Source organism: Paracoccus sp. TD-10 (assembly GCF_048270675.1).
GTDB classification, from domain to species: domain Bacteria; phylum Pseudomonadota; class Alphaproteobacteria; order Rhodobacterales; family Rhodobacteraceae; genus Paracoccus; species Paracoccus pantotrophus.
Genome location: NZ_CP182419.1, coordinates 1,278,422 through 1,303,658, shown reverse-complemented (window position 1 = coordinate 1,303,658; position 25,237 = coordinate 1,278,422). Strand labels below are relative to the sequence as shown.

Below are 25,237 nucleotides of genomic sequence, written 5' to 3'. Positions count from 1 at the left end.
GCCGCCTGCGACCCGCTTGGAGCCGCGGCAATCCGCGCCTATGTTGAAGGGGAAAGGGCAGGCGGGACGGAGCGGATATGGCCGGTGGCTGGGCGCGCGACGATGCGGTGAACGAGCAGATCGAGGTCTCTACGCAGGAGGCGATCGAGCGGATGCGGCTACGCAATGCGCAGCGCGTCGCGCAGGAAAGCGCCCGCATCTGCGAGGAATGCGACGAGCCGATCCCCGAGGCGCGGCGGCAGGCGATTCCCGGTGTCCGGCTGTGCGTGGACTGCCAGTCGGGCCGCAACCGGGCCTGGCGACCCAGCGCCGGGATCAACCGGCGCGGATCGAAGGATTCGCAGCTGAAATAAGGGGCTTGCCTACCAGCGCAGCACGACCGAGCCCCAGGCGAGGCCGCCGCCGATGGCCTCGGCCACCAGCACGTCGCCGGGCTTGAAGCGCCCCTCGGCATTGGCCACCGAAAGCGCCAGCGGGATCGATGCGGCCGAGGTATTGCCGTGGTCGGCCACCGTCAGCACCACCTTTTCCATCGGCAGGTGCATGCGCTTGGCCGTGGCCTCGATGATGCGCAGGTTGGCCTGGTGCGGCACCAGCCAGTCCACCTGTTCGGGCGTCAGGCTGGCCCGGTCCAGCGCGCGATGCGCGGTGTCGGCCAGCTTCTCGACCGCGTGGCGGAAGACCAGGTTGCCCTGCATGCGCAGATGGCCGGCGGTGCCGGTGCTGGCCACGCCGCCGTCGACATAGAGCAGGTCGCGATATTGCCCGTCGCTGTTCAGGTCGGTCGCGAGGATGCCGCGGTCGGCGGAGGTGCCCTGGCCCTCGGCCGCCTCCAGCACCATGGCGCCGGCGCCGTCGCCGAAGAGCACGCAGGTCGAGCGGTCGCTCCAGTCCATGATCCGGCTGAAGGTCTCGGCCCCGATCAGCAGGACGCGATCTGCAAGCCCGGCGCGGATCATCGCATCGGCATTGGCCAGCGCATAGACGAAGCCGGCGCAGACCGCCTGCAGGTCATAGGCGAAGCCCCGGCGCATGCCCAGCCCGGCCTGCACCATGGTCGCGACCGAGGGGAAGGTCAGGTCGGGGGTCGAGGTCGCCACGATCACCGCGTCGATCTGTCCGGCCTCGATGCCGGCATCGGCCAGGGCCGCCTGCGCGGCCCGGATGGCCAGGTCGCTGGTGCCCTGGTCCTCGGCGGCGAAATGGCGCCGTTCGATCCCGGTGCGGGCGCGGATCCATTCGTCGCTGGTGTCCAGCTTATCCTCGAACCAGCTGTTCTCGACCACGCGCTCGGGCAGGTAATGGCCGGTTCCCCGGACGATCGCACGCCGCATCAGGACGCCTCGCTTTCCTTGCTGCCGTTGATTTGGCCGGCCGCCGCGACGGATTGCGCCACGCGCGCCGCCAGCCGGTCCTGAAAGCCGGATTGCGCCAGCCGGAAGGCCAGCTTGATCGCCGCCGAGACGCCGGTGGCATCGGCCGAGCCGTGCGATTTCACCACCGTCCCGTTCAGCCCCAGAAAGACGCCGCCATTGACGCGCCGCGGGTCGATGCGCTTTTGCAGCCGCTTGAGCGAGCCCATGGCCAGAAGCGCCGCGAATTTCGACATCACCGACTTGCCGAAGGCTTCCTTCAGCAGTTCGCCCACCAGCTTCGCGGTGCCCTCGCCGGTCTTCAGCGCGACATTGCCGGTGAAGCCGTCGGTCACGATCACATCGACGCGGGCCGAGGGCAGGTCGCCCCCCTCGACGAAGCCGACATAGTCGAAATTCGCCGCCTGCGCCGTGGTGGGGATCAGTTCATGCGCCTGCTTGAGCTCGGGCCGGCCCTTGTGGTCCTCGGTCCCGACGTTCAGCAGACCGACGCGCGGCCGTTCCAGCCCGAAACCGTTGCGGGCATAGGAGGCGCCCATCAGCGCATAGGTCAGCAAGTCCTGCGCATCGGCGCGGATGTCGGCGCCCACATCCAGCATGACGTTGAAGCCCTGCGGATTGCGCGAGGGCCAGAGGCAGGCGATCGCGGGGCGGTTCACGCCGGGCAGCTTGCGCAGCCGCAGCATCGAAAGCGCCATCAGCGCCCCGGTATTGCCACAGGAGACGGCGGCGGTCGCCTCACCCTGCCGCACCGATTCGAGGGCGGACCACATCGAGGTGCCCTCGCCCTTGCGCAGCACCTGGCTGGGCTTGTCGTCCATGGTCACGACGCCGGCCGCGTCGCGGATGTCGCAACGCCGCGCCAGATCGCCGCGGCGGGCGATCAGCCGTTCCAGCTCGGCCCGCGGGCCGTGGACGATGAAGCGGATGTCGGGATTCTTCCCGGCGCTTTCGGCCATGCCGGCGACCACCGTCGCCGGGCCGCGGTCGCCGCCCATCGCGTCAACGGAGATCACCACGCCGCCCCCGTCGCCAGGGGCACGAGGCAGAATGCTGGAATCTGCCGAAGCCATATCCGCGGTCGGTCCGCTCAGGCCGCGTCTTCGTCCAGGTCGACCTCATTGGCCTGCGCCACGACTTCGCGGTCGGCGTAGTGGCCGCAGGACGGGCAGACGTGATGCGGGCGCTTCAGCTCGCCGCAGTTGGGGCATTCGTTCGGGTTGCCGGCGACGAGCGCATCATGCGAACGGCGCATGTTGCGGCGGGAGCGGGTAACTCGGTTCTGAGGGACGGCCATGTCTCAACCTCAAGTGGTTCGGGGGGCAACCCGGCTGGGCGGCCCCGGATTCGGTGTTTCGTATCTGGGGCGGGCATAGGCCACTGGAGCGTTGGCCGCAAGTCACGAAAACTGCTCGCAAAGCGGGGGCCGCGGTCCGGGATTCCCCCGCCGGTCGAATGAAGGCGGCAAAATAGCGGGATTTCCGCATTGCGCAAGGGAAATCTGCAAGAGAAGCGGCGCATGCGCGCCGCTGCCTCCGGCGGGGATATTTGGGCAAGAAAGAAGCCGGGCGCCGGGAGGGCCCGGCGGGTTCAGCGGCCGAGCTTGGCGTGGATCTCGTCCAGGTCGATCTCGTTCTTCGGCAGCTTGTTGTCGGGGTTGTCGAAGTCGTATTTGAAGAGCTGGAAGTCCTTCTTGTAGATTTCCCAGATCAGGTGGCGCGACAGGTCGTCGAAATAGGCGCTGACCTTGTGGGCGCGCTTGGGGCCGTGCCCCTCGGATTCGTTGAACTTGGGCACGTCGTTCACGTCGAGCCTGACCGGGGTCGGCGCGGCGTCCAGCACCTTCTGCATGCCCTGGTTGAATTTCTCGGTGAAGAAGATCTGGTCGTAGCGGCCGCCGTTCACGATGAAGGTCGAGATATGGCCTGACATGGCCGACCAGTGGATGTCCGGCTCCATCGGCCGGCGCCAGCGGATGGTGTCGCGCGCAAACAGCAGGAAACGGCGGAAGCTGGCGATCTGGTCGAACTCGAAGCCGTTCTCGGGGCTGCCGACATCGACGCCGTAGCGTTGCATCAGCTCGGGCACCAGGTTGCCGCGGTAGCGCTTGCCGTTCCGCTGGATCCCCGCGATCTTGTCGAAGAACGAGGACAGGATGCGTGCGTAGGGGTTGCGCACGCAGGTGAAGGCCAGCGCCTTGTGGGCCGTGACGTTCGCCTCGATCAGCGGCTGGCTGTCGGGCTGGTTCCACTTGTGCAGCCCGCTGGTGGCGTCGTGGATGTCGCCGTCGAAATAGCGGCCGTGGTCGGAGTAGAACATGATCTGCCCGATCGAGGAGCAGGCGCATTTCGGGACGACGCGATAGACCATGCTTTCGCTTTCCGTCATCCACGTTCCTGGAAAACCCATAACTCTCTTTCCCTTCACAAGAACCGTGCCGGCCGCGGCGGCTTGCCCCTTCGGCCAAAATCGGTAAGGACACAATGCAAATCGCCGGCAGAGATTCAACCAGTGTGAGCATTGCCCGCGCAAGGCGGGCCGGATGGGTAACGAGATGGCGCGTATCGCCTTTATTCTGCTGTGCCACAAGGATCCCGAGAGCGTGGTGGCGCAGGCCCGCCGGCTGACCGCCTCGGGCGATTACGTGGCGATCCATTTCGACGGCCGGGCCGATTCACGCGATTACGCGCTGATCCGGGCGGCGCTGGCCGACAACCCTTCGGTCGCCTTCGCACAGCGGCGCTGGAAATGCGGCTGGGGCGAATGGTCGCTGGTCGGCGCCACGCTGGAGGTAGTGCGCGCCGCCGTCGCCGCCTTTCCGCGGGCCACGCATTTCTACATGCTCTCGGGCGATTGCATGCCGATCAAGTCGGCCGAATACGCCCATGGCCTGCTGGACGCAGAGGATTGCGACTATATCGAGAGCTTCGATTTCTTCGAATCGGACTGGATCAAGACCGGTTTCAAGGAAGAGCGGCTGATCTATCGGCACTGGTTCAACGAGCGCAGGCAGAAATGGCTGTTCTATGCCAGCTACGACCTGCAGAAGCGATTCGGCCTGAGGCGCAGGGTGCCGGCCGACATCCAGGTCATGATCGGGTCGCAATGGTGGTGCCTGCGCCGCCTGACCGTCGAGAAGGTGCTGGATTTCTGCGCCAGCCGGCCGGAGGTCATGCGCTTTTTCTCGACCACCTGGATCCCGGACGAGACCTTCTTCCAGACCGTCGTGCCCCATGTCGTGCCCAGGAAGGAGATCCGCACCCGCACGCTGACCTACCTGATCTTCACCGATTACGGCATGCCGGTGACCTTCTACAACGACCATTACGACCTGCTCATGGGCCAGAACTACCTGTTCGCCCGCAAGATCAGCCCCGAGGCGATCCGCCTGCGCGAGCGGCTGGGCGCGCTTTGGGCGGCGAAGGGCGTGCATTTCCCGATCTCGAACGAGGCGACCGGCCTCTTTCACTTCCTGACCGGGCGGGGCCGGGCCGGGCGGCGCTTCGGCCAGCGGTTCTGGGAGGCCGAGGGCAGCCTGGGCCGTGACAATACGCTGCTGCTGGTGGTGGCCAAGAAATGGCATGTCGCCAAGCGGCTGACCGCGGCGATCCGGGCGCATACGCCGATTCCGGCGGTGGATTACGTCTTCAACGAGCCCGAGGCGCATCTGCCCGATCTGGGCGGGGTCGAGACCACGGTGGAAAAGCGCGACCGCCACCGGCGCGCGCTGATCCGGCTGCTGTTCCAGCATTTCGAATCGAACCGGCTGGTCTTGTGCCTGGACCCCTCGGCGCTGTATCTGATCCAGGATCTGACCTCGGACAAGGCCGATACCCGCATCCTGCTGGTGGATTCCGAATTCGACGACGATTACCTGCGCGGCCATATCGCCCGCGTGGGACTGGCCGGGAGCGAAACCGCCCCCGAGGTGATCGAACGGCTGCTGCCCATGGTGCGCGCCGACCTGGAACACGAGGCCGAGCGGTTGCGCGACATGGATTTTCCCGGCTTCCATTCCATCGCGCCCTGGCGGCCGGCCGCGGAGAATGCCGTGCAACTGGCGCGTTTCCTGGACCTGCCCGCCGAGGCCGCGCTGGCGCTTGCCGGGACCGACCACCTGTTCAGCGACTGAGGAGAGAGCCATGCCCGCCTATGACGACAGCAACATCTTCGCCCGCATCCTGCGCGGCGAGATACCCAACGACACGGTGCTGGAGACCGAGCATACGCTGGTCTTTCGCGACATCCGGCCGCAGGCGCCGGTGCATGTGCTGGCGATCCCCAAGGGCGCCTATATCAGCTACGACGATTTCGCCGCCAATGCCTCGGATGCCGAGATCGTGGATTTCCACCGCGCCGTGGCGAAAGTCACCCGCGATCTGGGTGTGGCGCTGGACGGCGGCCAGGGTTTCCGCGCCATCACCAATGCCGGGCCGGACGGCGTGCAGGAGGTGCCGCATTTCCACATGCACATCCTGGGCGGCCGGCCGATGGGGCGCATGGTTCAGCCGGGCTGAGACGCCGGGCGCGAGGTCAGCTGGACGAAGACATCCTCGAGGTCCGGCGCTTCGACCGCCACGTCGCGGATCGGCAGGTCCGCGGCGCGCAGCGCGTCGATCAGCCCGTCGGTGGGGATGCGCGAGGGCGCATAGCTGAGCGCGAGCCGGCCGTCGCCGCGCCGCTCGGCCCGCACGCCCTCGGGCAGGGCGGGCAGGGTGCGGGCCGGGCCGGTATCGACGACCAGCGTCTTGGAATCGGCCCGGCCGAGCAGGGCGGCGGTATCCTCGCACAGGATCAGTTGGCCGTGGTCGATGATGGCGATGCGGTCGCACATCTCCTCGGCCTCTTGCAGGTAATGCGTGGTCAGGATGATGGTCATGCCCTGGTCGTTCAGCCGCCGCACGTTGCGCCACAGCATTTCGCGCAGCTGGATGTCGACGCCCGCCGTCGGTTCGTCCAGCACCAGGATCTGCGGCCGGTGCACCAGCGCCTTGGCCAGCAGCAGCCGCCGCTTCATGCCGCCCGAGAGGTGGCGCGAATAGCTTTCCGCCTGATCCGTCAGCCCGACCAGTTCCAGAAGCTCGTCGGTCCAGCGTTCGCGGCGGGGCACACCGTAGAGCCCCGCCTGCACCTCGAGGCTGGCGCGGGGCGTCAGGAAGGGGTCGATGTTGAGTTCCTGAGGCATGACGCCGATGGCGGCGCGGGACTGGCGCGGGTTCACATCCTGGTCGAAGCCCCAGATCGTCACCTGACCGGCGGTCTTGCGCACCAGCCCGGCCAGGATGTTGATCGTGGTGGACTTGCCCGCGCCGTTGGGTCCGAGCAGGCCGAAGATCGAGCCGGCGGGGATGGCGAGGTCCAGCCCCTTCAGCGCCTGTTTCGGGGGCGCCTTGCCCGCGGCGGCATAGGTCTTGGTCAGGCCGCTGATTTCGATGGCGTTCGGGCTTTGCTCGGGGGCTGGCATCGGCTCTTCGCGTTCATTATGATCGCCGCCGGTTTAACCCCGTTTGTCGTCAGAGCTCAAGGAACCGCCATGACCATTCCGGCCCCCGAGATCCAGACCGTCACCTCCTGGAAGGTCGCCTGCGACGGCGACGAGAAGCGGGGGCTGGGCCATCCGCGCGTCTGGCTGGCCATTCCGCGCGATACCGGCTGGGTCGAATGCGGCTATTGCGACAAGCGCTTCGTCATCGACCGCGAGCACGCGCACGAGGATCACTGATCGCGCGCCATGGCGGCCTGGTTCGGGGGGCGGCGCGGTTGCCGCGCCTCCGGCGGGGGTATTTGTGAAACAGTGAAGGCGGGGGCGGTCTTGGCCCGGTCGGCGCTTCGTGGCAGTAAGGGGCCTTGGACGCTGGCAGAAGGATGAGGCGCAGATGACGGACGGATTCGGCAAGGGCCATCACCTGCATCTGATCGACGGCTCGGCCTTCATCTTTCGCGCCTATCACGCGCTGCCGCCGCTGACCCGTCGCTCGGACGGGCTGCCCATCGGCGCGGTGGCCGGCTTTTGCAACATGGTGTGGAAGTATCTGCAGGACGGCAAGGGCTCGGACCAGCCGACCCATGCGGCGGTGATCTTCGATCATTCGGCGCGGACATTCCGCAACGACATCTATCCGCTCTACAAGGCCAACCGGCCCGAGCCGCCCGAAGATCTGCGACCGCAATTCCCGCTGACCCGCGAGGCGACGCGCGCCTTCAACATCGCCTGCATCGAGACCGAGGGCTTCGAGGCCGACGACATCATCGCCACGCTGGCCTGCCAGGCGCGGGATGCCGGCGGGCGGGTGACGATCATCAGCAGCGACAAGGACCTGATGCAGCTGGTCGGCGGCGGGGTCGAGATGATGGACCCGATCAAGGGCAAGCCCATCGGCCCCGAGGAGGTGCGCGAGAAATTCGGCGTCGGTCCCGAGCGGGTGGTGGACGTGCAGGCCCTGGCCGGCGATTCCGTCGACAACGTGCCGGGCGCGCCGGGGATCGGCATCAAGACCGCCGCGCAGCTGATCGAGGAATATGGCGATCTGGAGAGCCTGCTGGCGCGGGCGGAGGAGATCCGGCAGCCCAAGCGCCGCCAGACCCTGATCGACCATGCCGAGCAGATCCGCATCTCGAAGCGGCTGGTCGAGCTGGATTGCGGGATGGCGCTGGATTTCAGCCTGGAGAGCCTGGAGATCCGCGAGCCCGATCCCGAGGCGCTGCTGGACTTCCTGGCCCGGATGGAGCTGCGCACCCTGACCAAGCGCGTGGCCGAGCGTTTCGGCGCCGAGGCGCCGACCATGGCCGAGGCGGCGCCGGTGCCGGCCGCCGTCGCCGGTGCCGCGGCCGCGCCGGCCGTCGAACTGCCGGCCATCGACCGCAGCCTTTACGTCACCATCCGCGACGAGGTCATGCTGGCCGAATGGCTGGCCGAGATCGCCGAAAAGGGCGTGGTCGCCATCGACACCGAGACCACCGGGCTGGACGAGATGCAGGCCGAGCTGGTCGGGGTCTCGCTTTGCACCGGGCCGGGGCGGGCGGCCTATCTGCCGCTGGGCCATGTCGATGGCGCCGCCGACCTCTTCGGCTCGGGTGCGCGGGCCGAGGGGCAGATGGACCTGGACCGGGCGGTGGCGATGCTGAAGCCGGTGCTGGAGGATCCTTCGGTGCTGAAGATCGGCCAGAACATCAAGTATGACTGGAAGGTGCTGGCCCGCCACGGCATCCGCATGGCGCCTTTGGACGACACCATGCTGCTGTCCTATGCGCTGAACGCGGGGGCGCATAACCATGGCATGGACGAGTTGGCGGACCTGTATCTGGGCCATCGCTGCCTGCCGATCAAGGATCTGATCGGCTCGGGCAAGGCGCAGATCAATTTCTCGCAGGTGGCGATCGACAAGGCCAGCGAATATGCCGCCGAGGATGCCGAGGTGACCTGGCGGCTCTGGCATCATTTGCGCCCCAAGCTGGCGCCGAACCATGTGACCACCGCCTATGAGCGGCTGGAGCGGCCGATGATCGCGGTTCTGGCCGATATGGAGATGGCCGGCATCCGTATCGATTCCGAGCATCTGAAGCGCATGTCCAACGCCTTTGCCCAGAAGATGGCGGGGCTGGAGGCCGAGATCCACGAACTCGCCGGCGGTCCCTTCAACGTCGGCAGCCCCAAGCAGCTGGGCGAGATCCTGTTCCAGCGCATGGGCCTGGCCGGTGGCAAGCAGGGCAAGACCGGCGCCTTCTCCACCGGCGCCGAGGTGCTGGAGGATCTGGCCGCCGAGGGGCATGAGCTGCCGGCGCGGGTGCTGGACTGGCGGGCGATCTCGAAGCTGAAATCGACCTATACCGATGCGCTGCCCCTGCATGTGAACCCCGAGACCGGGCGCGTGCACACCAGCTATTCCATCGCCGGGGCACAGACCGGGCGGCTGGCCTCGACCGATCCGAACCTGCAGAACATCCCCGTGCGGACCGAGGAGGGGCGGCGCATCCGTGAGGCTTTCGTCGCCGGGCCGGGGATGCGGCTGGTGAGCCTCGACTACAGCCAGATCGAGCTGCGGATCCTGGCGCATGTGGCGCAGATCCCGGCGCTGAAACAGGCTTTCCGCGACGGCATCGACATCCATGCCATGACCGCCAGCCAGATGTTCGGCGTGCCGGTCGAGGGCATGGACCCGATGATCCGCCGCCGCGCCAAGGCGATCAATTTCGGGGTGATCTACGGCATCTCGGGCTTTGGCCTGGCGCGCAATCTGCGCATTCCACGCGCCGAGGCGCAGAGCTTCATCGACACCTATTTCGAGCGTTTCCCCGAGATCCGCGCCTATATGGACCGCACCGTCGCCGAGGCGAAGCAGGACGGTTTCGTGCGCACGCTGTTCGGCCGGCGGATCATGACGCCGGGCATCAACCAGTCGGGACCGGCGGCGGGCGGGGCGCGGCGCGCGGCGATCAACGCGCCGATCCAGGGTGCGGCCGCCGACATCATCCGCCGCGCCATGATCCGTATGCCGCAGGCCATCGCGCATCTGCCGGCCAGGATGCTGCTGCAGGTGCATGACGAGCTGGTCTTCGAGGTCGAGGAGGGCGCGGTGGCCGAGCTGATCGAGGCGGCGCGCGGCGTCATGCAGGGCGCGGCCGATCCCGCGGTCCGGCTGGACGTGCCGCTGATCGTCGATGCCGGGCAGGGGCTGAACTGGGCCGAGGCGCATTGAGGGCCGCCGGTCGCGTGGATTGCGCGGCCGCATGGGTATTTGGGGAACGAAGAAGCCGGCGAGGGAACGGGATGGGCCATTCGCATGCGCATGACGGCAGGCAGGGGCATGCGCACCTGCCGGGCGGGGTGGGCGATGGCACCATCCTGATCGCGGTGGTGATCAACCTGGCGCTGACCGGTGCGCAGATCCTGGGCGGCTATGTCGCCGATTCCACGGCGCTGATCGCGGACGGGGTGCATAACCTTTCCGATGCGCTGTCCCTGGTGCTGGCCTTTGGCGCCCGGCGCCTAGCGCGGCGTCCCGCCAGCCCCGAGATGAGCTATGGCTGGGGCCGAGCCGAGATCGTCGCGGCCTTCGTCAACTACATCGCGCTGATCGCCATCTCGGTCTGGCTGGGGATCGAGGCGCTGGCGCGGCTGGTCGATCCGCCGCAGGTCGCGGGCGGGCTGGTCATGGCGCTGGCGGCTTTCGCGCTGGTCGTGGATGCGCTGACCGCGGCGCTGGTCTGGCGGGCCGCGAAGGAGAGCGTGAATATCCGCGCGGCCTTCCTGCACAACCTGGCCGATGCCGCGGTCTCGGTCGCGGTGATCCTGGGGGGCGCGCTGATCTGGGCCTTCGGCTGGCAGATCGCCGACCCGATCCTGACATTGCTGATTTCTGCGGTGATCCTGTGGCATATCGGGCAGGAGATCGGGCCGGTGATGCGCATGCTGATGCTGGCCGCGCCGGCCGGCGTGGATCACGCGGCGCTGGTCCGTGCCATGGCCGGGGTCGAGGGCGTGGCGGGTGCCCATCACCTGCACCTGTGGCAGATCGACGAGCGGCGCAACGCGCTATCGGCGCATCTGGTGCTGCGCAAGGGGGCCGATCCGGCCAAGGCGGTGCGCCGGGTCAAGGCGCTGCTGCGGCGCGACTTCGGCATCGGCCATGCCACCATCGAGACCGAGCGCGAGGGCGAGCCCTGCGGCGACCGGGATGACGGCCAGGGCCATCATCCGCATTAGATCGCGGCGGAATGGCCCGAGGCCGCCATGTCGTAGCCGTCGAACATGCGCGCGATCATCCGGGTCAGCGGCCGGCCCTTGGGCGTGATGCGCAGGCCCGCGGCATCGGCCTCGACCATCTCGCCGAAATGCGCGGCGACGGGGGCGAAGACCTGGGCCAGGCCTTCGGCGTCGAAGCCGTGGTCGCGGATGAATTCCTCGGCCCGGATCTCGAAATCGCACATCAGCGCCTCGATCATGCGCGAGCGCCAGCGGTCCTCGGGCGTGAAGGCATGGCCGCGCGTGGTCGAGAAGCGCCCGTCGCGGATCCTGGCCAGATGCGCGCCGGTGGCCGGGGCGTTCTGCGCATAGCCCTGCGGGAAGCGCGAGATGGACGAGGCGCCCAGCCCCACCAGCACCTCGGCCCGGTCGTCGGTATAGCCCTGGAAGTTGCGGCGCAGCAGCCCGGCCTTTTGCGCGCGGGCGAGCCCGTCGCCGGGGCGGGCGAAATGGTCGATGCCGATCTCGTCATAGCCGTCGGCCAGGAACAGCGCGCGCGCCGTCTCGAACAGCCGCAGCCGGCCATGGGGATCGGGCAGGGCCTCGGACGGGATCATCACCTGCCGCTTGGCCATCCAGGGCACATGCGCATAGCCGTAAAGCGCCACCCGGTCGGGCGACAGCGCCAGCAGCTTCTGCACCGATTCGGCGATGCGGTGCGGATCCTGATGCGGCAGCCCGTAAAGGATGTCGGCGTTCAGGCTGGCGATGCCGCGGTCGCGGATCATGTCCACGGCGCGTTTCGTCACCTCGAAGCTCTGCTCGCGGCCGATGACCTTCTGGATCTCGGGGTCGAAATCCTGCACCCCGATCGAGGCGCGGGTCAGCCCGGCCTCGGCCAGGGCGTCCATGCGGGCCTCGTCGATCTCGTTCGGGTCGATCTCGACCGAGAACTCGGCGCCCTCGGCCAGCGGGAAGGTGTTCAGCACCGCGCCGGCGACCAGCCGCATCATCTCGGCCGGCATCAGCGTGGGCGTGCCGCCGCCCCAATGCAGGCGCGACAACCGGACGCCGGGGGCCAGCGCGGATTTCAGCATGTCGAGCTCTGCCAGCAATGCCTTGGCATAGGCGCGCACCGGCTCGTCGGATTGCGTGCCCTGGGTGCGGCAGGCGCAGAACCAGCACAGCCGCCGGCAGAACGGCACATGCATGTAGAGCGAGATTGCGGCGCCGGCGGGGATCGCCGCGATCCAGTCGCGGAAGAGCGGCTCGCCCACGGCGGGGGTGAAATGCGGCGCGGTCGGATAGCTGGTATAACGCGGCACGCGCGCGTCAAACAGTCCCAGCCGCTCAAGTTGCGATTGTTGTTCCATGTTGCTATACCTAGCCGTGAACACGCGCCGGAACCTTGACCCAAATCAAATGCCACATGACGCCGCCCTCTGTGCGACGCAGCAGCCCTGCGAAATCTGCCCCATCCGGTATCGGGCCGTCTGCGCGCATTGCGAAGGCGACGAGCTGGCCGAGCTGGAGGGCATGAAATTCTATCGCCGCTACGAGGCGGGGCAGGTCGTGGTCTGGGCCGGCGACCGCTTGGATTTCGTGGCCTCGGTGATCGCCGGCATGGCCGGGCTGACCCAGCAGCTCGAGGACGGGCGCACGCAGATGGTCGGCCTGCTGTTGCCCAGCGACTTCCTGGGCCGTCCAGGGCGCGAGATGGCGGCCTATACCGTCACCGCGACCAGCGACCTGATGCTGTGCTGTTTCCGGCGCAAGCCCTTTGAAAAGCTGCTGATCGACAATCCCCGCATCGCCAGCCGGCTGCTGGAGATGACGCTGGACGAACTGGACGCCGCCCGCGACTGGCTGCTGCTGCTGGGCCGCAAGTCGGCGCGCGAGAAGATCGCCTCGCTTCTGGTGATCCTGGCCCGGCGCGAGGCCGCGCTGATCAAGCGCCGGCCCGAAGGCCGCATCGCCATCGAACTGCCGCTGACGCGCGAGGCGATGGCGGATTACCTGGGCCTGACGCTGGAGACCGTGAGCCGGCAGATGAGCGCGTTGAAGCGCGAAGGCGTGATCGAACTGGACGGCAAGCGCCGGGTGATCGTGCCCTCCTTCGTGCGGCTGGTCACGGAAAGCGGCGACGATTCGGACGGTGGGCCGCTGAGCTAGGGGGCGCCCGCGGCCGTGTCCCCGAGGGTTGTGCCCCGGAGGGGATCCGGGGCATCGGCCGGGCCGGTCAACGGGCCATCAGCACCGGCAGCTGCGCCTTTTCCAGCATGTTGCGGGTCGCGCCGCCCAGGATCGCCTCGCGGAAGCGGGAATGGCCGTAGGCGCCCATCACCAGCATGTCGGCGCCGATCTCGGTGGCGCGGCGGTTCAGGATGTCGCTGACCAGGGGCTGGGTGCGGGCCAGGACCGCGATTTCCGCCCTGACGCCGTGGCGCGTCAGCATCTGGCACAGCGCCCCGCCGGGATCCGATCGCTCGGGGCCGCTGGGCGAAGGGTCGATCACCGTGATCTCGACGCTGTCGGCGGCGATCAGCAGCGGCAGGGCGCGGCGCACGGCGGCCAGGGCCTCGTTGGACTGGTTCCAGGCGATCATGACCTTCCGGCCGAAGGGTTCCTTCAGCGCCTCGGGCACGATCAGCACCGGGGCCGCGCCCTCGAACAGCGCCGCTTCGGTCACGGCCTCGGCATCGGCGGGCGCGCCCTCGCCATAGGGGCGGTTCAGCACCACGAGGTCGGAATAGCGCGCGCGCATGCCGACCAGCGTCGAAAGCCCGCCGACCTGCGCCACCGCGGAATCGACGGACCAGCGGATGTCCTCGGGGTCGAGCCGGTCGCGGACCCTTTCTTCAAGCTCGCCGGCCGCGGCCACGGCCTTGTCGATGGATTCCTGGAACACATAGGCCGACGCGCCTGCATAGTAATAGCCGCTCTGGGTGTGATCCACACCCATGCAGAACACGTCGAGATGCGCATCCTCGCGCCGGGTCATGGCAATGGCCGAATCCAGCTGCTTGTGCTGATTGGCATCGGTCAGAACGGTCAGGATGGTCTTGTAGCCCATGGGCCCTCTCCTTTCGGGGTTCGGCGGCGAGTTTCACCTGCATCCGGCGGGATCGCAATCGCTGACGGCGGCCGGCTGCGACATCCTGTCCGGATATTTGGGAATTTTACACCTATCCAGAACGGACAGATTGACGCAGATCAAAGTCTCACGAAACCGTGTGACGTTAAGAGGAAAGCTGTCGAAGCCGCGGCCCGTCGCATGCGATGCGAATCGGCCGCCTTCGGCGCAGGATGAAGGACACGAACTTAATGTTGGACACCATCAAGCTGATCGCGCTTGGCACGATCGCGGTATTGGCCGCGATCGGCGCCAATTACGCGCGACCCGATGATCCCGCCTATCTCGTGAATGCCCTGATCGTCATGCTGGCGGCGGGCATCATGTTTCTGCGGGTGCTGCGCCAGATGGGCAACGAGCAACCCTCGCTCGAGCCGCATCCCGAAACGCAATACATGGACGACGTGGTCCGGGCCGGCGTGATCGCCACCGCGCTGTGGGGCGTGGTCGGCTTCCTGGTCGGGGTGATCATCGCCTTTCAGCTGGCCTTCCCGGCGCTGAATCTCAGCGACCTTACCGTGGGCTATACCAATTTCGGCAAGCTCAGGCCGCTGCATACCTCGGCGGTGATCTTCGCCTTCGGCGGCAACGCGCTGATCGCCACCTCGTTCTACGTGGTGCAGCGTACCTCGGCGGCGCGGCTCTGGGGTGGCAATGCCGCCTGGTTCGTGTTCTGGGGCTACCAGCTGTTCATCGTATTGGCCGCGACCGGCTATATCCTGGGTGCCACCCAGTCCAAGGAATACGCGGAACCCGAATGGTATGTGGACTGGTGGCTGACCGTGGTCTGGGTCGTCTACCTGGCCGTGTTCCTGGGCACGATCCTGAAGCGGAAAGAACCGCATATCTATGTGGCGAACTGGTTCTACCTGTCCTTCATCGTCACCATCGCCATGCTTCACATCGTCAACAACCTGGCGATCCCGGTCAGTCCCTTCGGCTCGAAGTCGGTGCAGCTCTTCTCGGGCGTGCAGGACGCGATGACGCAATGGTGGTACGGCCACAACGCGGTGGGCTTCTTCCTGACGGCGGGCTTCCTGGGCATGATGTATTACTTCATTCCCAAGCAGGCCGAACGCCCGGTCTACAGCTACAAGCTGTCCATCATCCACTTCTGGGCGCTGATCTTCCTCTATATCTGGGCCGGTCCGCACCACCTGCACTATACCGCGCTGCCCGACTGGGCCTCGACGCTGGGCATGGTGTTCTCGATCATCCTGTGGATGCCCAGCTGGGGCGGCATGATCAACGGGCTGATGACGCTGTCGGGCGCCTGGGACAAGCTGCGCACCGACCCGGTGATCCGCATGATGGTGGTGGCCGTCGGCTTCTACGGCATGGCGACCTTCGAAGGGCCGATGATGTCGATCAAGGCGGTGAACTCGCTGAGCCATTACACCGACTGGACCATCGGCCACGTGCATTCCGGCGCGCTCGGCTGGAACGGCATGATCACCTTTGGCGCGCTCTACTATCTGGTGCCGCGTCTTTGGGGGCGTGAGCGGCTTTACTCGACGGGCCTGGTCAGCTGGCATTTCTGGCTCGCCACCATCGGGCTGGTGCTCTACGCGGCCTCGATGTGGGTCTCGGGCATCATGGAGGGGCTGATGTGGCGTGAGGTCGACGCCCAGGGCTTCCTGGTCAACGCCTTCGCCGACACGGTGGCCGCGAAATTCCCGATGAACGTGGTGCGGGCATCCGGCGGCGTGCTTTACCTGATCGGGGCGCTGATCATGTGCTACAACCTGTGGGCTACCGTCGCCAAGCAACCCAAGACCCATGCGACCACGGTCGCGGTCCCGGCAGAGTGAGGACGGATCATGGCCATTCTTGAAAAGCACAAGGTTCTGGAAAAGAACGCCACGCTGCTGCTGGTCTTTTCCTTCCTTGTCGTGACCATCGGCGGCATCGTCGAGATCGCGCCGCTGTTCTACCTGCAGAACACCATCGAGAAGGTGCAGGGCATGCGGCCCTATACGCCGCTGGAGCTGAAGGGCCGCGACATCTATGTCCGCGAGGGCTGCTATGTCTGCCACAGCCAGATGATCCGCCCGATGCGCGACGAGGTCGAGCGTTACGGCCATTACAGCCTGGCGGCCGAATCGATGTACGACCATCCGTTCCAATGGGGCTCCAAGCGGACCGGGCCGGACCTGGCCCGCGTCGGCGGCCGCTATTCGGACGAATGGCATATCGACCACCTGGTGAACCCGCAGGCGGTGGTGCCGGAATCGATCATGCCGAAATACGGCTTCCTGCTGGATCGCCAGATCGACCCCTCGAACATGGCGCAGCGGCTGAAGACCGACGCGCTGGTCGGCGTGCCCTATGACGACGAGATGATCGCCGCGGCGGTCAGCGATTTCGCCGCCCAGGCCGACCCCGATGCCGATGCCTCGGGGCTGGAGGAACGCTATCCGGGGGCGCAGCAGCGCAATTTCGACCGCCGTCCCGGCGTGTCCGAGATGGACGCCCTGATCGCCTATCTCCAGGTCTTGGGCACGATGGTCGATTTCTCGACCTTCGAACCCGATCCGAACCGCTGAGGCCGGCCATGGACAGGTATTCCTTCCTGCGCGAACTGGCCGACAGCTGGGTTCTGCTGCTGCTGGTGCTGTTCTTCCTGGGGACGATCGTCTTCGCCCTCAGGCCGGGCTCGCGCCCGCTGCATCGCGATGCGGCCGAAAGCATCTTCCGCAACGAGACGACACCCGCAGCGGCGGGCGAGAAGGAGGTCGAGTGATGGCCGATAGCGACGACGAGCACACCAGCCCGCAAAATCCCGACAACCGGATCGAGCTGGAACGCCAGGCCGCCGACAAGGCCCACAAGGCCGAGATCCTGGCCCATCCGCCAGAGGGCCCCGAGGGGCCGCTGCATCCTCCGGTCACGCCTCGGCCGGGCGCCACCCGCGTCGTGCGCGACCGCAAGGGTGGGCGCAGGGTGGTCGAAGTGCCCTCGACCGGGCACAGCTGGGATGGGATCGAGGAATATGACAACCCGCTGCCGCGCTGGTGGCTGTGGACCTTCTATGCCACCATCATCTGGGGGGTGTTCTATTTCATCGCCTATCCCGCCATTCCGCTGGTGAACGGTGCGACCCGCGGCCTTCTGGGCCAAAGCTACCGCTCCGACGTGGCGGCCGAGATCCAGCGTTTCAACGATGCCAATGCCCCGATCCAGGCCAAGCTGGTCGAGACGCCGCTGGAGGAGATCGCCGCCGACCCGGAACTGGCAAACTATACTGCCAATGCCGGCGCCGCGATCTTCCGCACCTGGTGCGCGCAATGCCACGGCTCGGGCGCGGGGGGCGCCGCAGGCTATCCCTCGCTGCTGGACAACGACTGGCTCTGGGGCGGAACCTTGGAAGAGATCCACACCACCGTCATGCATGGCATCCGCGATCCCAAGGACGGCGATACCCGCTATTCCGAGATGCCGCGCTTCGGCACCGACGACTTGCTGGACAACACCCAGATCAGCCAGGTGGTGCATCACGTGCTGGAACTGGGCGGACTGCCTCATGACGCGGCGCTGGCGGCCGAGGGGGTGGAGCTGTTCGCCGACAACTGCTCGTCCTGCCATGCCGAGGACGGCACCGGCGACCGCGCGCAGGGCGCGCCGGACTTGACCGATGCGGTCTGGCTCTATGGTTCGGACCCGGCGACGATCACCCGGATCGTGCGCGACGGACCTTTCGGCGTGATGCCGGCCTGGAGCGGGCGCCTGTCCGATGCCGACATTGTCGCCGTCGCCGCCTATGTCCACAGCCTCGGCGGTGGCGAGTAACGGATATTCAGATCCGTGGCCGGGAAACCGGCCCCGGTGGCACCGGCCCCCCGTCCTGTTCGCGCGTTTCCAAGGGGGGCCGGTGTTCTTATCAAACGCAGGGCCTGGTTCCGGCGCAAGCCCGGCCGGGCCGGTTTTCTTATGCGGATGCGACAATTCGGCCCATGTTCCCCGCATCCCGTCTCGCTATGCTCGGTCAGCCCGCGCTTGACGCAGATCAATGCGTCGCCGCCGCCAGGCTCTATACCCGAGCCACGCGCAACAGGAGCCAATCATGTCGCATCCCGACATCGACCCGCCACGCCTTTATGCTGCCCGAGAGCCGATCTTTCCCCGCCGGGTCCATGGCTGGTTTCGCAACCTGAAATGGATCATCATGGCGGTGACGCTGGCGATCTATTACGTCACGCCCTGGATCCGCTGGGACCGCGGTCCGGCCATGCCCGACCAGGCGGTGCTGATCGACCTGGCCAACCGCCGCTTCTATTTCTTCTGGATCGAGATCTGGCCGCATGAATTCTACTTCGTCGCCGGCCTTCTGGTCATGGCGGGGCTGGGGCTTTTCCTGTTCACCTCGGCCCTGGGGCGGGTCTGGTGCGGCTATGCCTGCCCGCAGACGGTCTGGACCGACCTTTTCCTTCTGACCGAACGCTGGGTCGAGGGCGACCGCAACGCCCGCCTGCGGCTGTGGAACGCGTCCTGGGACTTGCGCAAGCTGCGGCTGCGGCTGACGAAATGGACGATCTGGCTGCTTATCGCGCTGGCGACCGGCGGCGCCTGGATCTTCTATTTCACCGATGCGCCGACGCTCCTGGGCAATCTTCTGCGCGGCCAGGCCCATCCGGTCGCCTATATCACCATGGGCATCCTGACCGCGACCACCTTCGTCTTCGGCGGCTTCGCGCGCGAGCAGATCTGCGTCTATGCCTGCCCCTGGCCGCGCATCCAGGCCGCGATGATGGACGAGGACACGCTGACCGTCGCCTATCGCGAATGGCGCGGCGAGCCGCGCGGCAAGTTGCACAAGGGCGAGGCGACGAAATCCGACGGCGGCGCCAAGGGCGATTGCATTGACTGCATGGCCTGCGTGAACGTCTGCCCCATGGGTATCGACATCCGCGACGGCCAGCAGCTGGAATGCATCACCTGCGCGCTGTGCATCGACGCCTGCGACGAGGTGATGGACAAGATCGGCAAGCCGCGCGGGCTGATCGACTACATGGCGCTGAAGGACGAGGCCGCCGAGCGGGCGGGCGAGACACCGAAGCCGGTGCTCAAGCATATCCTGCGCCCGCGCACGATGCTGTATTTCACCCTCTGGGCCGGGATCGGCGTCGCGCTGGTGGTGGCGCTGTTCCTGCGCTCGCCCTTCGACCTGAACGTGACGCCGGTCAGGAACCCGCTTTACGTCACCATGGCCGATGGCGCGATCCGCAACACCTATGCGCTGCGGCTGCGCAACAAGCAGGGGGCCGAGCGCGACTTCACCGTCTCGGTCGTCGGTCCCGACGGCACCGTGCCGGCGGGCGTGGACCTGACGCTGGAAGGGCTCCCCGATGCCCATGTCCATGTGGCGGCGGACAGCACCCATACCCAGCGCGTCTATATCACCGCCGAAAAGGGCTCGGCCCTGGCCGAGGCGGCGCAGAGCGAGTTGACGCTTTGGGTCGAGGATGCCACCGATGGGAGGAAGTCCCGTATCGACACCGTCTTCCACGGAAGGAGCGAATAGATGCCCCGCGAACTGACCGGCCGCCATGTGCTGATCGTCACCCTGGGCGCCTTTGGCACCATCATCGCCGTCAACCTGTTCATGGCTTTCAAGGCCGTGGGGACCTTTCCCGGGCTCGAGGTCAAGAACAGCTATGTCGCCTCGCAAAGCTTCGACCGCGACCGCGACGCGCAGGCGGCGCTGAACTGGACGGTGACGCCGGAATATGACGGCCGCGAGCTGGTGCTGGCGATCCGGGACGGGCAGGGTCTTCCGGCGCCGGTGCAGGGGCTCGAGGTGACGGTGGGCCGCCCGACCCATGTGCGCGACGACCAGCGGCCCGAGTTCACCTATTCCGGCGGGCTGTTCCGCGCGCCGCTGGTGCTGGAGCCGGGAACCTGGAACATCCATCTGGCCGCGACCGCGCCGGACGGCACGGTCTTCCGCCAGCGCATCGACCATTACCACGGCAACCGGGTGAACTGAGATGTCCGACGCCGCGCTGCACGACCACGACGCCCGACTCTCGGCCTGTCCGGCCTGCGACGCGGCGCCGCTGGCGCAGCGTATCGCCGCGGGTGGGGGCGGGCAGGAGGACATCGTCCTGTCCCTGCCGACGATCCATTGCGCGACCTGCATCACCGATGTCGAGCGGGTGCTGAACCGCCATCCCGGCGTCAGGGATGCGCGGGTCAACCTGACGCTGCGCCGCGTCACCGTGGACGCGCCCGGCATGAGTGCCGAGGAGCTGATCCCGGTGGTCGAGGGCATCGGTTACGAGGCGCATGAGCTTGACCCCGCCGCGCTGTCGGCCAGCGCCGCCGACCGCCAGGGCCGCGACATCCTGATGCGCATCGGCGTGTCGGGCTTTGCGATGATGAACATCATGATCCTGTCGGTTGCGGTCTGGTCGGGGGCCGAGGCCGCGACGCGCGACATGTTCCACTGGATTTCCGGCGCCATCGCCCTGCCGACCTTGGCCTTCGCCGGCCAGCCCTTCTTTGCCAGCGCCTGGCGGGCGCTCAGGCATGGGCGGCTGGGCATGGACGTGCCGATCTCGCTGGCGCTGGTCCTGGCCAGTGCGATTTCGGTCTATGAGACGGCGCAATCGGGCCATCACGCCTATTTCGACGCGGCGGTGATGCTGTGCTTCTTCCTGCTGATCGGGCGCTATCTGGACTATCGCACCCGCGCCGTCGCCCGCTCCGCCGCCGAGGAGCTGACCGCGCTGGAGGTGCCGCGCGCCTTTCGCGTCACTGCTGCGGGTGACGAGCCGGTGCCGGTGGCCGAGCTGCGCCCCGGCGACCTGATCCGCATCCGCCCCGGCGCCCGCATCCCCGCCGATGGCGAGATCGCCGAGGGCAGCAGCGAGATCGACCGCTCGCTGCTGACCGGAGAAAGCATCCCGGTTCCCGCCCGTCCGGGCGTCGCGCTTTCGGCGGGCGAGGTGAACCTGACCGGCCCGCTGGTCATGCGGGTGACGGCCGCCGGGCGCGACAGCTCGCTGGCGCGGCTGACGGCGCTGGTCGCGGCGGCGGAATCGGCGCGCGGGCATTACACCGGGCTTGCCGACCGCGCCTCGCGGCTTTATTCGCCGCTGGTGCATCTGCTGGCCTTTTGCAGCTTTCTCGGCTGGTATTTCGCGACGCATGACCTGCGGCTGGCGGTGAACGTCGCGGCGGCGGTGCTGATCATCACCTGTCCCTGCGCATTGGGCCTGGCGGTGCCGGCGGTGGTCACGGCTGCCTCGGGGCGGCTGTTCCGGCGCGGCATGCTGATCAAGGACGGCACCGCGCTGGAGCGCCTGGCCGAGGTCGATGCCGTGGTCTTCGACAAGACCGGCACCCTGACCATGGGCGTGCCGCAACTGGTCTCGCTGGACCCGATCCCGGTTGCGGCGCGGCCCCTGGCGCTGGCGCTGGCGCAGGGATCGGGGCATCCCTTGTCGCAGGCGCTGGCCCAGGCGCTGCGCGAGGCCGGCACCGAACCTGCCGCATTGCAGGATCTGCGCGAGGTGCCGGGCTATGGCATCGCCGGGATCTGGCAGGGGCGCGAGTTGCGGCTGGGCCGGGCCGACTGGCTGGGGGCCCGGCATGGCGAGGCGACCCTGTCGGCAAGCTGGCTGTCGCTGGGTGATGAGGGGGGGCAGGGTGCGCCGATCCGGCTGGAGTTTTCGGACCGGCTGCGGCCGGGGGCCGAGGCCTGCGTGGCCCGGATTCTCGCCTCGGGCCGGCGGGTGATGCTGCTTTCGGGCGATGCGGCGCCGGTGGTCCGGGATCTGGCGCAGCGGCTGGGCATCGTGGAATGGCGGGCCGGCGTCACGCCCGTCGAAAAGGCCGATGCCCTGCGCCAGCTGCGGCAAGAGGGCCTGCATGCGCTGATGGTCGGCGACGGGTTGAACGACACCGCCGCCCTGACCGAGGCGCATGTCTCGATCTCACCCGCTTCGGCGCTGGATGCGGCACGCACAGCCTCGGACATGGTGCTGATGGGCAGCGATCTGGCCCCGGTGGCCGAGGCGCTGGAACTGGCCCGCGGCGCCCGCGCCCGGATCAAGGAGAATTTCGCGATCTCGCTGATCTACAATATCGTCGCGGTGCCCATCGCCATCGCCGGCTTTGCCACGCCGCTGATGGCGGCGCTGGCCATGTCGCTGAGTTCGATCAGCGTGACGTTGAACGCGCTGCGGCTGCGATAGGGAGGAAGCATGGAAATCCTGGGCCTTCTCATTCCGGTTTCCCTGGGCCTTGGCGGGCTTGGCCTTCTGGCCTTCATCTGGTCGCTGCGCGGCCGGCAATACGACGATCCGAAAGGCGATGCCGAGCGGATCCTCAGCTCCGAATGGGACGACCGCCCCAAGCCCTGACGGCCGCGGCGCGGTCACGGCCTTGTTGGCTTGCATTGCCGGCGGCGAAAGGCCAATCAGGCGCCACCCAACAGACAGGTGAGCGATGGCCAGCCCCGCCCCGTTTTCGCGTTACGAGTTCATGATCGCCTGGCGCTACCTGCGCGCGCGCCGGGCCGAAGGCGGGGTCAGCGTGATGACCTGGATCAGCCTGATCGGCATCACCCTGGGGGTGATGGCGCTGATCGCCACCCTGGCGGTGCGCGCGGGCTTCCGGGCCGAGTTCGTCGACACCATCCTGGGCGCCAATGCCCATAGCACGGTCTATTACGCCCCCACCCAGATCTATAACGAGCTGACCGAGGAGACCTATGTCACCCCCGGCCGGGTCGAGGATTACGATGCGCTCGCCGCCAGGATCATGCAGATCCCCGGCGTGACCCGCGCTGTTCCGGCGGTCCGCGCGCAGGTCATGGCGCGGCAGGGCGATGCGGCCTCGCTGGGCGATGTCTACGGCATCACGTTGGATGCGCTCCGGGGCATGTCGGGCATCGCCGATCCCCAGAGCGCGCTGGGGAATCTTGACGATTTCGACCGCGGCATCGCCATCGGCATCGGCATGGCGCGCGACCTGGGCCTGGGCGTCGGCGACCGGCTGCAACTGGTCGCCCCCGAGGGCGCCAAGACCCCCTTCGGCACCACCCCCAGGGTCGAATCCTTCGAGGTGGTCTATATCTTCTCGGCCGGGCGCTACGACGTGGACAAGGCCCGCATCTACATGCCCATGGCCGAGGCGCAGGCCTTCTTCAACCGCGAGGGGCAGGCCGACGAGATCGGGGTCTATGTCGCCGATGCCGAGCGCATCGACGACTGGACCATGCCGCTCTTGCAGGCTGCGGGCGAGCGGGCGCAGGTCTGGACATGGCGCGACGCTTCGGGGTCGTTCCTGGCCGCGCTCGACATGGAGGATGACGTGATGTTTATCATCCTGTCGATCTTGGTGCTGATCGCCTCGATGAACATCACCTCGGGGCTGATCATGCTGGTCAAGAACAAGGGCCGCGACATCGGCATCCTGCGCACCATGGGCCTGACCGAGGGCTCGGTCCTGCGGGTCTTTTTCCTCTGCGGGGCCTTTACCGGGGTGATCGGCACCATTGCCGGCGTGGCTCTGGGGGTGGCCCTTTCGCTCAATGTCGATCACATCATGGCGGCGCTGAACGCGCTGACCGGCGGCAATGCCTGGCAGCCCGAGGTGCGCGGCATCTATCACCTGACGGCGGACCTGCGGGCCTGGGACATCTTCCGCGCCGCGGCGCTGTCGCTGGCGCTGTCCTTCGTCGTGACCATCTTTCCTGCGCGCCGCGCCGCGCGCATGAACCCGGTGGAGGCGCTGCGCTATGAGTGACATCCTGGTTCTGGAAGGGATTTCCAAGACTTACGGAATCGGCGGCCCCGCGCCGGTGCCGGTGCTGGACGGGCTGTCGCTGCGGATCGCGCGGGGCGAGGTCGTGGCGCTGGTCGCGCCCTCGGGCGCCGGGAAATCGACGCTGCTGCATATCGCCGGCCTTCTGGACACGGCCGATTCGGGCCGGGTGCTGCTGAACGGCCGCGACATGGCCGGGCAAAGCGACCGGGCCCGGACCGAGGCGCGGCGCGAGGAGCTGGGCTTCGTCTATCAGTTCCACCACCTGCTGCCCGAGTTCTCGGCGGCGGAGAACATCGTGCTGCCGCAGCTCGCCAATGGTATTTCGCCGACGGCAGCGCATGCGCGGGCGCTGGACCTGCTGGGCCGCGTGGGGCTGTCGCACCGCGCCGACCACCGCCCGGCGCAGCTGTCGGGAGGCGAGCAGCAGCGCGTCGCCTTCTGCCGGGCGCTGGCCAACCAGCCCTCGCTGTTGCTGGCGGACGAGCCGACGGGGAACCTGGACCCGGCGACTTCGGACAAGGTCTTCGACGTGCTGATGGCGCTGGTGCGCGAGACCGGGCTCGCGGCGTTGATCGCCACCCATAACATGGATCTGGCGGCACGGATGGACCGGGTGATCCGGCTGGACGAGGGCGGTGCGGCATGAGCGCAGATGCCGGCCGGCGGTGCATGGCCGGGGGATGCGCGGTGCCTGGCCGCAGCATGGTGACCACGGCTCCAGGCCCGGCGGAGGCTGGGCTTGCGACTAAGTCCGCGCGCCGCGTGCGCAGGCGTAGCGTAGCCCTGCTCGGGCTGCTCTGCCTGCTGCCCGCCCAGGCTGATGCCGACCCGTTCGAGCAATTCGGCACGGCGATGAAATACGGCCTGCCGCTGGCGGCGGCGGTCTGCGCTGCCGACCAGGACCGGCTGGAGGATTTCGCGGTGCGCGGCGTTTTGCAGGCGGCGCTGGTCTGGGGAATGAAGGAATTCTTCGACGGCGCCCCGATCTCGCGCCGCCCTTCGGGCGAGAGCAAGGGCTTCCCTTCGGGCCATACGGCGGCGGCCTTCTTCGGCGCCTCGGACCTGGCCGGAAAATGCTTCGAGGACAGGCCATTGGCCGGCGGTGCCGCCTATGGCGCCGCCGGGCTGACGGGCTGGAGCCGGGTCCATGCCGGCGAACACACACCGGCGCAGGTGTTCAGCGGCGCGCTGCTGGGGGTTTCGTTCGGCGCTGCGAGCTTCGGCATTGGCAGCGAGGGGGTAAGCTTTTCGCTGGGGATGCGGTTTTGAGCCCTA

Annotated in this window: 25 protein-coding genes; 18 read left to right on the top strand and 7 right to left on the bottom strand. The window is 67.6% G+C overall.

Annotated elements, in window-relative coordinates; genetic code table 11:
- The first annotated feature begins 77 nt into the window (after positions 1 to 77).
- The gene (locus ACNKFW_RS17405) at positions 78 to 353 is read left to right on the top strand and encodes a DksA/TraR family C4-type zinc finger protein (RefSeq protein WP_147428798.1); all 276 of its coding nucleotides are present in this window, start codon (positions 78 to 80) and stop codon (positions 351 to 353) included.
- A 9-nt stretch (positions 354 to 362) separates the two neighbouring features.
- On the opposite strand, the gene ACNKFW_RS17400 is transcribed toward ACNKFW_RS17405, so the two are convergent.
- The 4 genes from ACNKFW_RS17400 to ACNKFW_RS17385 form a co-directional block, all read right to left on the bottom strand.
- The gene (locus tag ACNKFW_RS17400; protein ID WP_036747224.1) at positions 363 to 1,334 is read right to left on the bottom strand and encodes a beta-ketoacyl-ACP synthase III; all 972 of its coding nucleotides are present in this window, start codon (positions 1,332 to 1,334) and stop codon (positions 363 to 365) included.
- Positions 1,334 to 2,446: a phosphate acyltransferase PlsX gene (gene plsX / locus ACNKFW_RS17395; protein WP_024843257.1), complete on the bottom strand. Its 1,113-nt coding sequence runs from the start codon at positions 2,444 to 2,446 to the stop codon at positions 1,334 to 1,336. Before plsX ends, ACNKFW_RS17400 begins: the two co-directional genes overlap by 1 nt.
- Positions 2,447 to 2,463: 17 nt before the next feature.
- Positions 2,464 to 2,670 (bottom strand): 50S ribosomal protein L32, encoded by a 207-nt coding sequence (gene rpmF / locus ACNKFW_RS17390; protein WP_010392407.1) that lies wholly within the window; start codon positions 2,668 to 2,670, stop codon positions 2,464 to 2,466.
- 293 nt (positions 2,671 to 2,963) lie between these two features.
- Positions 2,964 to 3,782: a sulfotransferase family protein gene (locus ACNKFW_RS17385; RefSeq protein ID WP_147428799.1), complete on the bottom strand. Its 819-nt coding sequence runs from the start codon at positions 3,780 to 3,782 to the stop codon at positions 2,964 to 2,966.
- A 145-nt stretch (positions 3,783 to 3,927) separates the two neighbouring features.
- On the opposite strand from ACNKFW_RS17385, the gene ACNKFW_RS17380 reads away from it, so the two are divergent.
- A complete protein-coding gene (locus tag ACNKFW_RS17380) occupies positions 3,928 to 5,505 on the top strand; it encodes a DUF5928 domain-containing protein (RefSeq protein ID WP_024843255.1) in 1,578 nt (525 codons plus the stop codon).
- A 10-nt stretch (positions 5,506 to 5,515) separates the two neighbouring features.
- Positions 5,516 to 5,890 (top strand): HIT domain-containing protein, encoded by a 375-nt coding sequence (locus ACNKFW_RS17375; RefSeq protein ID WP_024843254.1) that lies wholly within the window; start codon positions 5,516 to 5,518, stop codon positions 5,888 to 5,890.
- Here ACNKFW_RS17375 and ACNKFW_RS17370 read toward each other — a convergent pair.
- Positions 5,878 to 6,837, bottom strand: a complete 960-nt coding sequence (locus ACNKFW_RS17370; protein WP_147428800.1) for an ABC transporter ATP-binding protein — start codon at positions 6,835 to 6,837, stop codon at positions 5,878 to 5,880. The genes ACNKFW_RS17375 and ACNKFW_RS17370 overlap by 13 nt on opposite strands.
- 69 nt (positions 6,838 to 6,906) lie before the next feature.
- Between ACNKFW_RS17370 and ACNKFW_RS17365 the strand changes: the two genes are divergently transcribed.
- From ACNKFW_RS17365 to ACNKFW_RS17355, 3 genes are all read left to right on the top strand, one after another.
- Positions 6,907 to 7,095, top strand: coding sequence for a zinc-finger domain-containing protein (locus tag ACNKFW_RS17365; RefSeq protein ID WP_024843252.1), 189 nt, complete (start codon positions 6,907 to 6,909; stop codon positions 7,093 to 7,095).
- Between the two features lie 154 nt (positions 7,096 to 7,249).
- Positions 7,250 to 10,069, top strand: coding sequence for a DNA polymerase I (gene polA / locus ACNKFW_RS17360; protein ID WP_024843251.1), 2,820 nt, complete (start codon positions 7,250 to 7,252; stop codon positions 10,067 to 10,069).
- A 71-nt stretch (positions 10,070 to 10,140) separates the two neighbouring features.
- Positions 10,141 to 11,076, top strand: coding sequence for a cation diffusion facilitator family transporter (locus ACNKFW_RS17355; protein WP_147428802.1), 936 nt, complete (start codon positions 10,141 to 10,143; stop codon positions 11,074 to 11,076).
- Here ACNKFW_RS17355 and hemN read toward each other — a convergent pair.
- Positions 11,073 to 12,428: an oxygen-independent coproporphyrinogen III oxidase gene (gene hemN / locus ACNKFW_RS17350; RefSeq protein WP_147428803.1), complete on the bottom strand. Its 1,356-nt coding sequence runs from the start codon at positions 12,426 to 12,428 to the stop codon at positions 11,073 to 11,075. The two genes, ACNKFW_RS17355 and hemN, sit on opposite strands and share 4 nt — an antisense overlap.
- Before the next feature lie 49 nt (positions 12,429 to 12,477).
- On the opposite strand from hemN, the gene fnrL reads away from it, so the two are divergent.
- Positions 12,478 to 13,227 carry a transcriptional regulator FnrL gene (gene fnrL / locus ACNKFW_RS17345; protein WP_024843248.1) on the top strand — a complete coding sequence of 250 codons (750 nt, stop codon included), beginning with the start codon at positions 12,478 to 12,480 and terminating at the stop codon, positions 13,225 to 13,227.
- Between the two features lie 67 nt (positions 13,228 to 13,294).
- On the opposite strand, the gene ACNKFW_RS17340 is transcribed toward fnrL, so the two are convergent.
- On the bottom strand, positions 13,295 to 14,128 hold the full coding sequence (locus tag ACNKFW_RS17340; protein ID WP_024843247.1) for a universal stress protein: 834 nt from the start codon (positions 14,126 to 14,128) through the stop codon (positions 13,295 to 13,297).
- 251 nt (positions 14,129 to 14,379) lie between these two features.
- Between ACNKFW_RS17340 and ccoN the strand changes: the two genes are divergently transcribed.
- From ccoN to ACNKFW_RS17285, 11 genes are all read left to right on the top strand, one after another.
- Complete coding sequence (ccoN, locus tag ACNKFW_RS17335) at positions 14,380 to 15,999, top strand: cytochrome-c oxidase, cbb3-type subunit I (protein WP_024843246.1); 1,620 nt, start codon at positions 14,380 to 14,382, stop codon at positions 15,997 to 15,999.
- 9 nt (positions 16,000 to 16,008) lie between these two features.
- Positions 16,009 to 16,734 (top strand): cytochrome-c oxidase, cbb3-type subunit II, encoded by a 726-nt coding sequence (gene ccoO, locus ACNKFW_RS17330; RefSeq protein WP_147428804.1) that lies wholly within the window; start codon positions 16,009 to 16,011, stop codon positions 16,732 to 16,734.
- Positions 16,735 to 16,742: 8 nt separating this feature from the next.
- Entirely contained in the window at positions 16,743 to 16,931 is a 189-nt protein-coding gene (locus ACNKFW_RS17325; protein ID WP_024843244.1) for a CcoQ/FixQ family Cbb3-type cytochrome c oxidase assembly chaperone, read from the top strand.
- Positions 16,931 to 17,977 carry a cytochrome-c oxidase, cbb3-type subunit III gene (ccoP, locus tag ACNKFW_RS17320; RefSeq protein ID WP_024843243.1) on the top strand — a complete coding sequence of 349 codons (1,047 nt, stop codon included), beginning with the start codon at positions 16,931 to 16,933 and terminating at the stop codon, positions 17,975 to 17,977. The genes ACNKFW_RS17325 and ccoP overlap by 1 nt, the downstream gene beginning before the upstream one ends.
- A gap of 274 nt (positions 17,978 to 18,251) precedes the next feature.
- Complete coding sequence (gene ccoG / locus ACNKFW_RS17315; protein ID WP_147428805.1) at positions 18,252 to 19,709, top strand: cytochrome c oxidase accessory protein CcoG; 1,458 nt, start codon at positions 18,252 to 18,254, stop codon at positions 19,707 to 19,709.
- Positions 19,710 to 20,174: a FixH family protein gene (locus ACNKFW_RS17310; RefSeq protein WP_024843241.1), complete on the top strand. Its 465-nt coding sequence runs from the start codon at positions 19,710 to 19,712 to the stop codon at positions 20,172 to 20,174.
- 1 nt (position 20,175) lies between these two features.
- A complete protein-coding gene (locus tag ACNKFW_RS17305) occupies positions 20,176 to 22,386 on the top strand; it encodes a heavy metal translocating P-type ATPase (protein WP_147428806.1) in 2,211 nt (736 codons plus the stop codon).
- 9 nt (positions 22,387 to 22,395) lie between these two features.
- Positions 22,396 to 22,554: a cbb3-type cytochrome oxidase assembly protein CcoS gene (gene ccoS / locus ACNKFW_RS17300; protein ID WP_024843239.1), complete on the top strand. Its 159-nt coding sequence runs from the start codon at positions 22,396 to 22,398 to the stop codon at positions 22,552 to 22,554.
- 85 nt (positions 22,555 to 22,639) lie between these two features.
- Positions 22,640 to 23,941, top strand: coding sequence for an ABC transporter permease (locus ACNKFW_RS17295; protein ID WP_024843238.1), 1,302 nt, complete (start codon positions 22,640 to 22,642; stop codon positions 23,939 to 23,941).
- Positions 23,934 to 24,608 carry an ABC transporter ATP-binding protein gene (locus ACNKFW_RS17290; RefSeq protein WP_024843237.1) on the top strand — a complete coding sequence of 225 codons (675 nt, stop codon included), beginning with the start codon at positions 23,934 to 23,936 and terminating at the stop codon, positions 24,606 to 24,608. Before ACNKFW_RS17295 ends, ACNKFW_RS17290 begins: the two co-directional genes overlap by 8 nt.
- Positions 24,609 to 24,724: 116 nt before the next feature.
- Positions 24,725 to 25,231: a phosphatase PAP2 family protein gene (locus ACNKFW_RS17285; RefSeq protein ID WP_418025102.1), complete on the top strand. Its 507-nt coding sequence runs from the start codon at positions 24,725 to 24,727 to the stop codon at positions 25,229 to 25,231.
- The last annotated feature ends 6 nt before the right edge of the window (positions 25,232 to 25,237 follow it).

Excerpts from the sequence above, each read along its gene's own strand:
- ACNKFW_RS17405 (WP_147428798.1), top strand. The coding sequence starts at position 78 with ATGGCCGGTGGCTGGGCGCGCGACGATGCGGTGAACGAGCAGATCGAG.
- ACNKFW_RS17400 (WP_036747224.1), bottom strand. The coding sequence starts at position 1,334 with ATGCGGCGTGCGATCGTCCGGGGAACCGGCCATTACCTGCCCGAGCGC.
- plsX (WP_024843257.1), bottom strand. The coding sequence starts at position 2,446 with ATGGCTTCGGCAGATTCCAGCATTCTGCCTCGTGCCCCTGGCGACGGG.
- rpmF (WP_010392407.1), bottom strand. The coding sequence starts at position 2,670 with ATGGCCGTCCCTCAGAACCGAGTTACCCGCTCCCGCCGCAACATGCGC.
- ACNKFW_RS17385 (WP_147428799.1), bottom strand. The coding sequence starts at position 3,782 with ATGGGTTTTCCAGGAACGTGGATGACGGAAAGCGAAAGCATGGTCTAT.
- ACNKFW_RS17380 (WP_024843255.1), top strand. The coding sequence starts at position 3,928 with ATGGCGCGTATCGCCTTTATTCTGCTGTGCCACAAGGATCCCGAGAGC.
- ACNKFW_RS17375 (WP_024843254.1), top strand. The coding sequence starts at position 5,516 with ATGCCCGCCTATGACGACAGCAACATCTTCGCCCGCATCCTGCGCGGC.
- ACNKFW_RS17370 (WP_147428800.1), bottom strand. The coding sequence starts at position 6,837 with ATGCCAGCCCCCGAGCAAAGCCCGAACGCCATCGAAATCAGCGGCCTG.
- ACNKFW_RS17365 (WP_024843252.1), top strand. The coding sequence starts at position 6,907 with ATGACCATTCCGGCCCCCGAGATCCAGACCGTCACCTCCTGGAAGGTC.
- polA (WP_024843251.1), top strand. The coding sequence starts at position 7,250 with ATGACGGACGGATTCGGCAAGGGCCATCACCTGCATCTGATCGACGGC.
- ACNKFW_RS17355 (WP_147428802.1), top strand. The coding sequence starts at position 10,141 with ATGGGCCATTCGCATGCGCATGACGGCAGGCAGGGGCATGCGCACCTG.
- hemN (WP_147428803.1), bottom strand. The coding sequence starts at position 12,428 with ATGGAACAACAATCGCAACTTGAGCGGCTGGGACTGTTTGACGCGCGC.
- fnrL (WP_024843248.1), top strand. The coding sequence starts at position 12,478 with ATGCCACATGACGCCGCCCTCTGTGCGACGCAGCAGCCCTGCGAAATC.
- ACNKFW_RS17340 (WP_024843247.1), bottom strand. The coding sequence starts at position 14,128 with ATGGGCTACAAGACCATCCTGACCGTTCTGACCGATGCCAATCAGCAC.
- ccoN (WP_024843246.1), top strand. The coding sequence starts at position 14,380 with ATGTTGGACACCATCAAGCTGATCGCGCTTGGCACGATCGCGGTATTG.
- ccoO (WP_147428804.1), top strand. The coding sequence starts at position 16,009 with ATGGCCATTCTTGAAAAGCACAAGGTTCTGGAAAAGAACGCCACGCTG.
- ACNKFW_RS17325 (WP_024843244.1), top strand. The coding sequence starts at position 16,743 with ATGGACAGGTATTCCTTCCTGCGCGAACTGGCCGACAGCTGGGTTCTG.
- ccoP (WP_024843243.1), top strand. The coding sequence starts at position 16,931 with ATGGCCGATAGCGACGACGAGCACACCAGCCCGCAAAATCCCGACAAC.
- ccoG (WP_147428805.1), top strand. The coding sequence starts at position 18,252 with ATGTCGCATCCCGACATCGACCCGCCACGCCTTTATGCTGCCCGAGAG.
- ACNKFW_RS17310 (WP_024843241.1), top strand. The coding sequence starts at position 19,710 with ATGCCCCGCGAACTGACCGGCCGCCATGTGCTGATCGTCACCCTGGGC.
- ACNKFW_RS17305 (WP_147428806.1), top strand. The coding sequence starts at position 20,176 with ATGTCCGACGCCGCGCTGCACGACCACGACGCCCGACTCTCGGCCTGT.
- ccoS (WP_024843239.1), top strand. The coding sequence starts at position 22,396 with ATGGAAATCCTGGGCCTTCTCATTCCGGTTTCCCTGGGCCTTGGCGGG.
- ACNKFW_RS17295 (WP_024843238.1), top strand. The coding sequence starts at position 22,640 with ATGGCCAGCCCCGCCCCGTTTTCGCGTTACGAGTTCATGATCGCCTGG.
- ACNKFW_RS17290 (WP_024843237.1), top strand. The coding sequence starts at position 23,934 with ATGAGTGACATCCTGGTTCTGGAAGGGATTTCCAAGACTTACGGAATC.